Genomic DNA, 12,455 nt, shown 5'->3' with positions numbered 1-12,455 from the left:
GTGAGGTGTCAGAATACATGGCGGAACAAACAACATTTACAATAGCAGTTGTAGGAGCGACTGGTGCAGTCGGCCAAAAAATTGTTCAACTATTAGAGGAAAGAGATATGCCTATTGGTGAACTGAAACTTTTATCATCAAAACGATCAGCAGGAAAAAAAGTTCGTTTTAAAAACGAAGAATTAACCGTTGAGGAGGCAGCACCAGAAAGTTTTGAGAATGTTGATATAGCACTGTTCTCTGCAGGTGGATCCATTTCCAAAAAATTGGCGCCGGAAGCTGTGGAACGCGGTGCGGTTGTTGTTGATAACACAAGTGCTTATCGTCTCGATGACCAGGTTCCTTTGGTTGTCCCGGAAGTGAATGAAGACGATTTGCAGTCACACAACGGAATCATTGCCAATCCAAATTGTTCCACGATCCAAATGGTTGCGATATTGAAGCCGATCCAGGAAGCATTTGGTCTGAACCGTGTTATCGTATCGACGTATCAAGCTGTTTCAGGATCAGGCAATGAAGCATGCGATGAACTGGAGGAGCAAACCAGACAATATATGAATGGTGACGAAATGACTGCGGACCAATTACCTGTCAAAGGGGATGAAAAACACTTCCCGATTGCCTTTAATGCGCTTCCTCAAATTGATTCGTTTCAAGAAAATGGCTACACGTTTGAGGAAATGAAAATGATCCATGAATCCAAAAAAATTCTGCATGATCAAAAACTGGCGATCGCTGCAACGTGTGTCAGACTTCCTATTTTTACATCACATGCTGAAAGCGTATATGCCGAAGTGGAAAACAATGACCTTACCGTTAACGATATACAAGATGAGCTGGAACGCGCGAATGGTGTTGTCGTTGAAGATGACCCGACGACACAGACCTATCCAACACCGCTCAGTGCTGAAGGCAAAGAAGATGTCTTTGCCGGACGTATCCGTAAAGATCTGGACAATGATTATGGCTTCCACTTCTGGATTGTGTCTGATAACTTGATCAAAGGGGCTGCATTGAATACCATTCAAATCGCCGAACGATTAATTCATAATAAATGGCTTTAAAAATTGAGGTGGAATCATGCAAATAGTGGTTCAAAAATTCGGAGGTACGTCTGTACAAACCGAAGACAATCGACATCACGTCATTCAACATATTAAAAATGCTTTAATGAATAATTATAAACTTGCAGTCGTTGTATCCGCATTGGGGCGAGACCCGGCTCCCTACGCAACAGACACATTGTTGGGATTGGTTGATTTCCCAAAAAATTTCACATCAAAACGTGAATTGGACTTACTCATGTCATGCGGGGAAACCATTGCGTCAGTCGTACTATCCAATGAGCTGCAGAAACATCATATTAACGCAACAGCCCTTACCGGCGCACAGGCCGGATTTACGACAAACGATGACTTCACACAAGCGAAAATTAAAGATGTGAAAGCCGATCAAATGCTCGAAGCCTTGAAACAGCATGATGTTGTTGTTGTGGCCGGATTTCAAGGACAAACAGAAAACGGAGAAATAACAACCATAGGACGTGGTGGAAGTGATACAACCGCAGCTGCTCTCGGTGCCGCTGTAGATGCAGATCGCGTAGAAGTATTTACGGATGTGAACGGGGTGATGACAGCTGATCCGACCATCGTTTCATCCGCCAGACCAATGGACGTGGTGACGTATACCGAAATATGTAATTTGGCTTACCAAGGTGCTAAAGTGATTCATCCCCGGGCTGTGGAGATTGCTATGCAGGCAAAAATTCCTATGCGTGTCCGATCAACTTATGTCAAGGATGAAGGAACGTTGATCACATCATCACGCATCCAGGAAGCAGGTACTGATATTTCCGATCGTTTGGTCACCGGTATCGCCCATATGTCATCCATTACACAGATAAAAGTGGAAACAGAGGAGCAAACGTCCATACTTCAGTCAGATGTTTTTAAAGCAATGGCTGAAGCTGGGATTTCCGTTGACTTTATCAATATTTCGCCAACGGGGGTTCTTTACACCGTTCCTGATGCTCAAACAGAAAAAGCGGTACACATCCTTGAAACCATGGGCTTCTATCCGGAGATTACTAAAAACTGTGCCAAAGTTTCGGCTGTGGGTGCCGGGATGACCGGCGTACCAGGGGTTGCCTCCAAAATTGTTCAGTCTCTGACTGATGCCGGCGTGCAAATATTGCAGTCGGCAGACAGTCATACGACGATTTGGGTGCTGATTCATGAACAACATTTAAAAACAGCTGTAAACGCACTTCATGATGTGTTTGAATTGAATCATGTTCACGGGAACCCTGTCTCTTGAAGGATTATTATAAACAGAAAGGTGTCATGCAATGGACTTTGGTAATGTTCTGACTGCAATGGTGACGCCGTTTGACGTGCATGGTGAAATCGATTTTGAAAAAACGGATGAATTGATTGAACATTTGCTAAAGAATGGAAGTGATGGACTGGTGGTTGCCGGTACAACCGGTGAATCACCCACATTGACAAACGAGGAAAAGCAGTCCCTTTTCCGGCATATTGTTAAAACGGTTAATGGCCGTGTGCCAGTCATTGCCGGAACAGGAAGCAATGATACAGCAGCGTCCATGTCATTGACTAAAGAAGCTGAATTTTCGGGTGTGGATGGCATTATGCTCGTAACACCTTATTACAATAAACCAAATCCAAAAGGGTTGTACAGCCACTTTGAAACAATTGCCAATGCAACCGCATTGCCAGTCATGTTGTATAATGTCCCTGGACGTACGGCGGTTAAAATGGATGCAGATACCATTATACAGTTAAGCCACATTAACAATATCGTTGCAGTGAAAGAAGCCAGCGGTGACCTGAATCAAGTTGTCGACATCATACAACAGACATCCCGAGATTTTCGTATATACTCAGGGGAGGACAATATAACATTGCCTATGCTTTCCGTTGGTGCGGATGGTGTCGTATCAGTCGCTGCACATATTGTGGGAACAAACCTGCAGACCATGGTCCATGCTTATCAATCGGGCGATGTGAATAAATCGGCTTCCATTCATCGACATCTGCTGCCACTTATGAATGGATTATTTAACCAGCCATCACCTGCCCCCGTTAAAGCTGCATTGCGCATGAATGGAATCGACGTCGGTAGTGTTCGACTCCCTCTGGTTGAATTGACTGAATCGGAAAAAGAAGCACTGAAGAATGTGATGATTGAATAAAAATATCGGCATATCAGCCGATATTTTTATTCGTTTGTATGGTCTTTCTTTATTTGGTTCATACTATGGATGGAACGTACAGGTAAAGGAGGACCATATATGGAAAAAGATCCAGGAAAAAAAGATGGTCAGAATCAGGAAGAACAGACCAATAATTCGTCTTTAGTGCAGAAAATTCAGCAGCTCGGTCAATCCAATGTTGCACAAGCACCTGATTCCAATATTCATGTGCTGTCGATTATTGGACAAATTGAGGGACATGTACAGCTGCCATCACAAAATAAAACTACGAAATATGAGCATATGCTGCCGCAACTGATTGCGATTGAACAAAATCCTCAAATCGAAGGCTTGATTGTATTGCTGAATACAGTGGGCGGTGATGTGGAAGCTGGGCTGGCTCTGTCCGAAATGATTTCATCCATATCAAAACCAACCGTTTCGATTGTTTTGGGCGGGGGTCACTCGATTGGTGTTCCTATCGCCGTAGCGGCTGATTATTCGTATATTGCACCAACCGCAACCATGACAATTCACCCGATTCGTTTAAATGGGCTAGTAATCGGTGTACCGCAAACATTTGAATACATTGATAAAATGCAGGATCGTGTCGTTGATTTTGTAGTCAGGCAATCCAATATTGATGAAGAAACGTTTAACGAGCTTATGTTTGCAAAAGGCAATCTGGCCAGGGATATCGGAACAAATATTATTGGGGACGATGCCGTTCAAAATGGTTTGATTGATGGAATTGGTGGTGTAACACAAGCTATGCATAAACTGAATGAAATGATTACCGATAATAAAGGGCCGGAAGATCAGGTGATACAATGATTTTATATACACCAATGTCTGAAATGGATATTTTTCCGGAGTCGGAAGCGGAAATGAGCAAGCGGCATTGCGTCTCGCACAACGGGAAACAATTGTACGTCGAAGAATTGAACGACGGAAGCTATCAATTATTGCAAGTACTCTCTTCTGATCCGAATGACTTTATGGATGAAAACTACACTCCCGGCACTATTTTGCGATAAAGGTACGTCAAATGCGGAAAACTGTGCTATAATGGAACTAATTGTCAGCATCCCCTTGCCTAAACAGATGGCAGGGGGTTACTATTCTTCTATAAGAAATTTGTTGACCAATGAATGAACGACGGCCGGAGAGGTGATCATCTTGGCGAAAAAGAAGCGAAAAAAGAAAAGCAATCAATTAAACCAACAAGTTAAATTTGAGCTGCTTGGACTACTGTTTTTGTTCATAGCCATTTTCGGAAGCGGTGCCAGTGCCATTAGTGATGGTGCCATCCCCGGTGGACTAGAGTATATTTTTCGGTTTTTTCTTGGAATCTGGTATTTTGTTGCCTCTGTTTTTCTATTGATCACGGGACTCGTGTTAATGATCAAACGACGCTTTCCGGACTTTTCCCACCGAAAAATGGCAGGATTTTATATTATTTTTGGTGGTTTGTTGCTATTCACCCATATTGAAACATATGAAAGTATTCTTGCTTTGCCAGAAGATCCATCTGTTTTGAAAGCTACATGGGAAAATGTGCTTGCATTTGTTAATGGAGAAGGGACTGCTGCACAAACCGGAGGCGGTATGCTTGGCGCCTTGTTGCTAGTGTTTAATTACTATTTGTTTTCAGCGGCAGGCGCAAAAATAGTTTCCGTTTTTTCTATTTTAATAGGCATCATTTTTATGACCGAGTTTTCACTTGGTGATTTTGTTGCCGGATGGATGAAAAAAATCGGTGGCATGATTCAATCAATGAAGGAACGGATACAGTCGCACCGAACGACCATTAAACAAGCGAAGCATCATGACGATGCTCCAGCCGATATAGAACCGAATACGCCTATTGAAACAGAAAAGCCGGAAGAGCCGGTTATTCAGGATTTTACAGATGCTTACACGTATGATACGCAGGAACTGGAAGACAGCTCAAATGCGACTGCTGAAAACGTTGAAACACCTTCCACAGCAGCTGAAGAAGATGTGGCGGAAGATGCAAAAGATGATGAAAATCCGTTGGCCATGACGGAAACGGAAAACTATGAATACGAACTTCCACCTTCGCATTTGCTTGCCGAGCCATTGCAAAATTCACAGCAGCAGGAAAAATCACAAATTCAGGCTACGGTTCGTAAATTGGAACAGACATTTCAAAGTTTTAGTGTGAAGGCACGAGTGACCAAAGTCCACGTCGGCCCGTCCGTAACGAAGTACGAAGTTTCTCCGGAAGCCGGTGTCAAGGTGAGTAAAATCGTCAATTTACATGATGACCTGGCTCTTGCTCTGGCCGCCAAAGATATTCGGATTGAAGCACCGATACCAGGCCGATCAGCTGTGGGAATAGAGGTTCCAAATAATGAAATAGCGATGGTGTCGCTACGGGAAGTGTTGGACAGTGTGATTACCAAACAATCATCCAAACTCTTATTCGCCCTTGGCCGGGATATTTCCGGTGAGGCGGTGGTATCCGAATTGAGCAAAATGCCGCACATGTTGGTTGCCGGCGCAACCGGAAGCGGAAAAAGTGTTTGTGTGAATGGTATTATTACAACCATCTTAATGCGTGCCAAACCTCATGAAGTGAAAATGATGATGATTGATCCCAAAAAGGTGGAACTGAACGTTTACAATGGAATCCCGCATTTGATGACACCGGTTGTTACGGACCCAAAAAAAGCATCGAAAGCATTGAAAAAAATCGTTGATGAGATGGACCGGCGTTATGAACTGTTCTCAGAGACAAGCACACGCAATATTGAAGGCTATAATGACTATATTCGTAAGTATAACCAAACAGTTCCGGAAGAGGAGCAACAACCAAACCTGCCATATATCGTCGTATTAGTGGATGAGCTTGCCGATTTGATGATGGTAGCTTCCAATGAGGTGGAAGACGCCATAACGAGGCTAGCACAAATGGCTAGAGCCGCCGGAATTCATTTGATACTTGCAACACAGCGGCCTTCTGTGGATGTCATTACAGGGGTCATTAAAGCGAATATTCCATCTAGAATAGCCTTCAGCGTGTCATCAGCAACCGATTCACGGACAATTCTGGATGCCGGTGGTGCGGAAAAGCTGCTGGGCCGCGGCGACATGCTATTCACCCCGGTAGGTTCATCCAAGCCGACACGGGTGCAGGGAGCATTTTTATCGGATGAAGAAGTGGAGCGGGTTGTTGATCATTGTATTGACCAACAGAAAGCATCTTATCAGGAAGAGATGATCCCTGAGGAAACGGAAGAACCGGATTCCGAAGTTGATGACGAGCTTTACGGCGAGGCCGTGCAAATGATCACAGACATGCAAAGTGCCAGTGTGTCCATGCTTCAACGAAGATTCCGCATTGGTTATACCCGGGCCGCTCGCCTGATTGATGCCATGGAAGACAGAGGCATTGTTGGTCCATATGAAGGTAGTAAACCGCGATCTGTCCTTGTCTCACAAATGGATGACGAAAAGACATCCTAATATGCGTACAGGGCAGTCATTCATCCGTTGTAACAGGTTTTGGATGGTCTGCGCCTGTCGTATACATAAGCAACGCAAGTTTTAGCTATAATATAAAAAGCAAAGGAGGCAACCGCCATGACCAATAGTTTGGAAACAGTCATTCGGGAAAACGGAACCAACATACATCTCGTCCCGGATAAAAAGTTTAAGACGGTCAGCATCACGGCCAAATTCAAATCTCCCTTGTCTAAAGACACCATTACCAAACGTGCATTGCTCCCCTATGTGCTGCAACAGGGAACAGTAACGTATCCGGATCGAAAGGCCATTCAAACAGCACTTGACCGGTTATACGGAGCCGTTTTATCAGTGGATGGTTCCAAAAAAGGGAACAACCATATTATGACCATCCGGCTTGAAACAGCGAATCAGAAATTTATTTCAGATGAAGCATCCATTATGGATGAATCGATTGATTTACTTCAAGAGATCATTTTTCATCCAATCAGTGACAACGACGCATTTATGCCATCGATTGTGACCCGGGAAAAAGATACTTTACGCCAGAAAATGAAGAGTATGAAAGACAATAAAGCGAGTTATGCCAACATGCGCCTCATCGATGAAATGTGCCAAAATGAATCTTATCGTATACATATTCATGGTTATGAAGATGATTTGAATACCCTTACTCCGGAGAGCTTGTATGCGTATTATCAATCCGTCTTGAAACACGATCAGCTTGACATCTATGTATCCGGTGATTTTGACAGTGCAGACATGAAAGAAAAGCTGATTCATAAAATCGCTCGTGATCAAGTGCCTGATGATGTTGAGCCAATACCGGATATGGAAAAACAGGTGCATCAGACGAATGAAATCATTGAAACAGAGGATGTCCAGCAAGCAAAGCTGCACTTGGGATTCCGCACCCATATTACATACGCTGACAATGAGTATGCTGCCCTACATGTTTTTAATGGCCTGTTCGGCGGCTTCCCAAGTTCCAAGCTGTTCCGGAATGTGCGCGAAAAACATAGTTTGGCCTATTATGCAGCATCACGGCTTGAAAGTCATAAAGGGCTTTTATTTGTCTTAAGCGGCATTGCTCCTGATGATTATGAGCAGGCAAAAAATATCATTGAACAGCAGTTGGACGCGATAAAACAGGGCGATTTTACTGTCGACGACATGGATGATACCAAGAGGCTGATCATTAATCAACTGCTGGAGACAATGGATGATTCCAAAGGATTAATTGAACTATTGTACCAACAAGTCATTGCCGACTCCGATAAATCTCCCTATGAATTAATAGAAATGATCAAAAATGTCGGGAAGGAAGAAATAATCAGCATCGCACACCAATGTCAACTGGACACGGTATATTTACTGAGCAGCAAAGGGGGCGGTTCAAATGAATAAAATAGCGTATAATGAGATTGAAGAAATCCTTTACAAAGAGAAGCTTGCCAATGGATTGACAGTGTATTTGCTTCCGAAACGTGAAATGGCTAAAACGTACGGTATATTTTCAACCAATTACGGTTCGATCGATCAAACGTTCATCCCCATTGATCAAACGGAAACGATTACGGTTCCGGAAGGCGTTGCTCACTTTTTGGAGCATAAAATGTTTGAACAAGAAGATCGGGATGTGTTTGCGGATTTTGGTAAACAGGGCGCATCAGCCAATGCTTATACATCCTTTACTAAAACAGCCTACTTGTTTGCAGCCACGGACCAAATTAAACAAAATACAACGACATTGCTTGACTTTGTGCAGACTCCTTACTTTTCCAAAGACTCCGTGGAAAAAGAAAAAGGCATTATCGCCCAAGAAATCGAAATGTATAACGACCAGCCTGAATGGCAAGTTTTTATGGAGTCGCTCCGTAATCTGTTCCATTATCATCCGGTCAAGGTTGATATCGCCGGAACAGTTGATTCCATCCGTACCATTACGAAAGATGATTTGTACACATGTTATGACACGTTTTATCATCCAAGCAATATGACATTGTTTATGACTGGGAATTTTGAAGTGGATCATATGATGGATTGGATCCGTACCAATCAGTCAGCGAAACATTTTGCCGATATACCGGACATCAAACGTAATTATCCGACAGAACCTGATTCAGTCGCACAGAAAGAAAGTACACTGGTCATGCCGGTCTCAGTTCCCAAATGTACCGTAGGTATTAAAGAGTTATCAGATGAACTTTATGGCGATGCTTTTCTAAAGAAAGATTTGCTGCAAAGTATGGTTCTTGAATTTTTCTTTTCCAAAGGTGGGTCGTTTTATCAAACGTTGTATGAGGAACAGCTGATCGACGATAGTTTTCATTTTGAAACCGACCTGGAGAAAAATTTCGGGTATTCGCTGATTGGCGGAAATACTGTTGATCCGGATCGATTTGCAGAAAAAACCATCCAACTGCTTCGGTCCGTCCAAAAAAAATCCTTTACCGACGAAGAGGTCGAACGAATGAAAAAGAAACAAATTGGTCAATTGCTTCGCGCTATGAATTCATTGGAATTTATGGCTAATAAGTATATTCATTATGATACAGTTGGCGTTGATTTGTTCCGGGTAATCCCTTTCATTCAGTCGCTGACGGCAGATGATTTCAACTCGTTTATCCAGGATTGGATTGATGATGACCGGATGACGGTATGTAAAATGGTGAATGAGTAGGGATGATATGGGAAGAAACGTATTAATTATTGGCGCAAGTGGGGAAATTGGGCGTGCTGTTTATAAACAGATTGCTGCTGATGGTGACCACCTTATTTTGCATTATTATCAGAATAAACAAGGACTTCAATTCACTGACATCATGCAGCAGGAATCCATCCTTATGGAAATAAAGGCTGACCTCAGCACCGCCAATGGGGTGAACCATTTGTTGAACCAGCTCACCCTTCCCGTGGATGCTGTTGTGTTTGCAGGTGGAAAGGCTCATACCGGGCTTTTTCAAGATACCGATGATACGATAATGGACAGCATGCTGACATTACATGTAAAAGCACCATGGCAAATATCACGGCACATTCTTCCTCACATGATTGCACGAAAACAAGGCAACATCATCATGATCACGTCCATCTGGGGGGAAGTGGGTGCAAGCCATGAAGTCGTGTATTCCTCTGTCAAAGGTGCGCAAAATAGTTTTATCAAAGCACTTGCCAAAGAAACCGCGCCATCTGGAATCTCTGTCAACGCTGTCAGTCCGGGATTTATAGATACAAAAATGAATGAGCATCTGCTTCCTGAAGAAAAAGAAGCCATTATACAGGACATTCCCGCAGGACGCGCTGGTACTGTTGAGGATGTGGCTCATGCGGTCAGCTTTTTAATGAATGAGAAATCGGGATATATTAATGGAGAAATTATCCATGTGACCGGTGGCTGGCTGTCCTGAATGCCATGTATAATGCGGCCAATACGTCGAATACTAAGGATGATCAATTTAAAAGGAGGCAGATAAGCATGTCTGTTCTTGATAATTTTGACACATGGAAAGACTTTTTGGCCAGCAGACTTGAACAAGCACAATCACAGGGCATGGGACAGGAAACCATATCGAATATGGCTTATGAAGTTGGTGACTATCTCGCGAAAAGCACCGAAGCCAAGAATGACGAAGAGGGTGTTCTTCAAGATATTTGGACCGCTGCATCAGATGATGAGCGTCAATCAATTGCCAGCGCAATGGTGAAACTCGTGCAAAACGAAGGAAATACAAATTAAGCAAAAAATAAAGAAGCTGTGTGAACAGCTTCTTTATTTTTTCGGTCAATAACCTTTTCACCATGCTTAAAATACTTTATTATAGTATTATGATTACGTTATTAAAAAATCGTATGTATAGGAGCTAATAATGGAAAAAACGGAATGGTATCTTGAATATGAAATCCTACATAATCGGCCAGGGCTTCTGGGAGATATATCGTCATTGCTTGGCATGCTTTCCATTAACATTATATCCATTAATGGCGTGGAAGATTCAAAACGCGGAATGTTGCTTCTATCAAGAACAAAGGAGCAGATCATTCGTTTGCAGTCCATTATGGAAACGATGGACACCATACGCGTGACCAAAATGCGCAATCCTAAATTACGGGATAAGCTGGCTGTCCGTCATGGCCGCCATATTCAGAGCGATGGCGATGATCGAAAAACATTTCGCTTTGTCCGGAATGAATTGGGCATCCTAGTTGATTTTATGTCGGAACTGTTTAAAAAAGACGGACATAAATTGATTGGTATACGCGGGATGCCCCGAGTGGGGAAGACCGAGTCTATTGTGGCGGCTAGTGTATCTGCTAATAAGCGGTGGTTGTTTGTCTCCAGCACACTACTGAAACAAACCATTCGAAAAGAATTGATCAAGGACGAATACAGCAGTAATAATTTGTATATTATGGACGGCATTTTATCAACTAAACGGGCCGGTGAACAACACTGGGAATTGATTCGGGAAATTATGCAGTTGCCGTCTGTCAAAGTTGTAGAGCATCCTGATATGTTCGTGCAGCTGACGGAATATAAATTGAGTGATTTTGACTATATTATCGAACTTCGCAATGATGAAAGCGAACAAATCACATATGACTCGATGGAAAGTGATCAATTCACTCAGGAAGATGGTTTTTCCATGTTTGATTTTTAAAGGGAAACAACCACATTTTTCCTGTGTAAACACATAGCAAGCTTGCCGCCATAAACATCGACAAGCGGCGTTTTCTAAAATGGATTGATGGATGGTGTTATCTATGGAAATTGGCGCAAGACTGAAAGAGGCGAGAGAAGCAAAAAACCTGTCGCTTGACAAGCTTCAGGAAACAACGAAAATACAAAAAAGATACTTAGAAGCGATTGAACAAGGGAATTTTGACATTTTGCCCGGGAATTTTTATGCCCGGGCTTTCATCAAAGAATATGCTTCGGCTGTTGATCTTGACGGAAAAGAACTGCTAGAGGAGCATAAAGAAGAAATACCGCAGTTCGAAGACGAAAACACGTCCCAGTACACGTATATTCAACGGTCCAGAAAAGATAATAATCCAAAGAAAAGCCAGTCTATTTTTTCACTGTTGCCGACTTTGATTGTGGTTCTTCTAGTTATTGGTATCGTAGCTGTCGTATGGATATTTAATCAGGATACCTCCTCGGGGAGCAGCGCCAATCCGGAAGAGCCGAACGAGGATAATGCGGTCTTCCGCAATTCAGAAGATGGCAATCAGGGCGATGAACAAGAGACGAATGATAATAACGATGAAACCGGGGAGAATTCCGGAAAAAAACCGGATTCAGAACAGGAGGAGAATAATGATTCAACAACGAATAATGAGACGAATAATCCTTCTCCCGAGCTTATAGTTGAAGAAACCGGATCAGGAGCGTCACCGGAATCGACGCTGACACTGAACCATGCAAGTGATGATGTATCTGCCTCTATTGAGGTAAGCAGTGACACGTGGGTAGCGGTTGAAAATGACCGCGGAGAAACCCTTTACACTGGTACGATTTCCGTGGAAGAATCACCTATTGAAGTGGATCTCACAGATACAGACCGAGTTCAATTCAATGTGGGGTATGCCCCGACTCTTAATATAACCATTGATGGAGTCCCTGTCGATTATCCAGTGGATGCACAAAATAAAGACCATCAATATCTTTGGATTGACATTGTCCGATCAGAAGAACAATCCGGTTAAATGGATGCTATTCAAAGACCCTTCCTATATGATCATGGAA

12 protein-coding genes are annotated in these 12,455 nt (G+C 42.9%); all 12 read left to right on the top strand.

Annotated elements, in window-relative coordinates:
• Nucleotides 1–17 precede the first annotated feature (17 nt).
• Nucleotides 18–1,064, top strand: coding sequence for an aspartate-semialdehyde dehydrogenase (asd, locus tag ACZ5Q7_RS11805; protein WP_343753314.1), 1,047 nt, complete (start codon nucleotides 18–20; stop codon nucleotides 1,062–1,064).
• Nucleotides 1,065–1,080: 16 nt separating this feature from the next.
• The gene (dapG, locus tag ACZ5Q7_RS11800; protein WP_343753312.1) at nucleotides 1,081–2,316 is read left to right on the top strand and encodes an aspartate kinase; all 1,236 of its coding nucleotides are present in this window, start codon (nucleotides 1,081–1,083) and stop codon (nucleotides 2,314–2,316) included.
• Nucleotides 2,317–2,347: 31 nt separating this feature from the next.
• Nucleotides 2,348–3,214 carry a 4-hydroxy-tetrahydrodipicolinate synthase gene (dapA, locus tag ACZ5Q7_RS11795; RefSeq protein ID WP_343753310.1) on the top strand — a complete coding sequence of 289 codons (867 nt, stop codon included), beginning with the start codon at nucleotides 2,348–2,350 and terminating at the stop codon, nucleotides 3,212–3,214.
• A 99-nt stretch (nucleotides 3,215–3,313) separates the two neighbouring features.
• On the top strand, nucleotides 3,314–4,048 hold the full coding sequence (locus tag ACZ5Q7_RS11790) for a ClpP family protease (RefSeq protein WP_343753308.1): 735 nt from the start codon (nucleotides 3,314–3,316) through the stop codon (nucleotides 4,046–4,048).
• Nucleotides 4,045–4,251: a YlzJ-like family protein gene (locus ACZ5Q7_RS11785; protein WP_343753306.1), complete on the top strand. Its 207-nt coding sequence runs from the start codon at nucleotides 4,045–4,047 to the stop codon at nucleotides 4,249–4,251. Before ACZ5Q7_RS11790 ends, ACZ5Q7_RS11785 begins: the two co-directional genes overlap by 4 nt.
• Nucleotides 4,252–4,393: 142 nt before the next feature.
• A complete protein-coding gene (locus ACZ5Q7_RS11780) occupies nucleotides 4,394–6,706 on the top strand; it encodes a DNA translocase FtsK (RefSeq protein ID WP_343753304.1) in 2,313 nt (770 codons plus the stop codon).
• Between the two features lie 117 nt (nucleotides 6,707–6,823).
• Nucleotides 6,824–8,113 (top strand): EF-P 5-aminopentanol modification-associated protein YfmF, encoded by a 1,290-nt coding sequence (yfmF, locus tag ACZ5Q7_RS11775; RefSeq protein ID WP_343753303.1) that lies wholly within the window; start codon nucleotides 6,824–6,826, stop codon nucleotides 8,111–8,113.
• Entirely contained in the window at nucleotides 8,106–9,389 is a 1,284-nt protein-coding gene (yfmH, locus tag ACZ5Q7_RS11770; protein ID WP_343753301.1) for an EF-P 5-aminopentanol modification-associated protein YfmH, read from the top strand. Before yfmF ends, yfmH begins: the two co-directional genes overlap by 8 nt.
• A gap of 7 nt (nucleotides 9,390–9,396) precedes the next feature.
• A complete protein-coding gene (ymfI, locus tag ACZ5Q7_RS11765) occupies nucleotides 9,397–10,116 on the top strand; it encodes an elongation factor P 5-aminopentanone reductase (protein ID WP_343753299.1) in 720 nt (239 codons plus the stop codon).
• Between the two features lie 68 nt (nucleotides 10,117–10,184).
• The gene (locus ACZ5Q7_RS11760) at nucleotides 10,185–10,445 is read left to right on the top strand and encodes a DUF3243 domain-containing protein (RefSeq protein WP_343753297.1); all 261 of its coding nucleotides are present in this window, start codon (nucleotides 10,185–10,187) and stop codon (nucleotides 10,443–10,445) included.
• A gap of 130 nt (nucleotides 10,446–10,575) precedes the next feature.
• On the top strand, nucleotides 10,576–11,367 hold the full coding sequence (locus tag ACZ5Q7_RS11755) for a YmfK family protein (RefSeq protein WP_343753295.1): 792 nt from the start codon (nucleotides 10,576–10,578) through the stop codon (nucleotides 11,365–11,367).
• A 103-nt stretch (nucleotides 11,368–11,470) separates the two neighbouring features.
• On the top strand, nucleotides 11,471–12,415 hold the full coding sequence (locus tag ACZ5Q7_RS11750; RefSeq protein ID WP_343753293.1) for a helix-turn-helix domain-containing protein: 945 nt from the start codon (nucleotides 11,471–11,473) through the stop codon (nucleotides 12,413–12,415).
• Nucleotides 12,416–12,455: the final 40 nt, after the last annotated feature.

Source organism: Lentibacillus halophilus (genome assembly GCF_055395055.1).
The sequence above is the reverse complement of the archived record's forward strand: the minus strand, read 5'-3'. Positions and strand labels throughout refer to the sequence as shown.

Bases quoted from the DNA above. Each gene is read 5' to 3' on its own strand.
- asd (WP_343753314.1), top strand. From the start codon at position 18: ATGGCGGAACAAACAACATTTACAATAGCAGTTGTAGGAGCGACTGGT.
- dapG (WP_343753312.1), top strand. From the start codon at position 1,081: ATGCAAATAGTGGTTCAAAAATTCGGAGGTACGTCTGTACAAACCGAA.
- dapA (WP_343753310.1), top strand. From the start codon at position 2,348: ATGGACTTTGGTAATGTTCTGACTGCAATGGTGACGCCGTTTGACGTG.
- ACZ5Q7_RS11790 (WP_343753308.1), top strand. From the start codon at position 3,314: ATGGAAAAAGATCCAGGAAAAAAAGATGGTCAGAATCAGGAAGAACAG.
- ACZ5Q7_RS11785 (WP_343753306.1), top strand. From the start codon at position 4,045: ATGATTTTATATACACCAATGTCTGAAATGGATATTTTTCCGGAGTCG.
- yfmF (WP_343753303.1), top strand. From the start codon at position 6,824: ATGACCAATAGTTTGGAAACAGTCATTCGGGAAAACGGAACCAACATA.
- yfmH (WP_343753301.1), top strand. From the start codon at position 8,106: ATGAATAAAATAGCGTATAATGAGATTGAAGAAATCCTTTACAAAGAG.
- ymfI (WP_343753299.1), top strand. From the start codon at position 9,397: ATGGGAAGAAACGTATTAATTATTGGCGCAAGTGGGGAAATTGGGCGT.
- ACZ5Q7_RS11760 (WP_343753297.1), top strand. From the start codon at position 10,185: ATGTCTGTTCTTGATAATTTTGACACATGGAAAGACTTTTTGGCCAGC.
- ACZ5Q7_RS11755 (WP_343753295.1), top strand. From the start codon at position 10,576: ATGGAAAAAACGGAATGGTATCTTGAATATGAAATCCTACATAATCGG.
- ACZ5Q7_RS11750 (WP_343753293.1), top strand. From the start codon at position 11,471: ATGGAAATTGGCGCAAGACTGAAAGAGGCGAGAGAAGCAAAAAACCTG.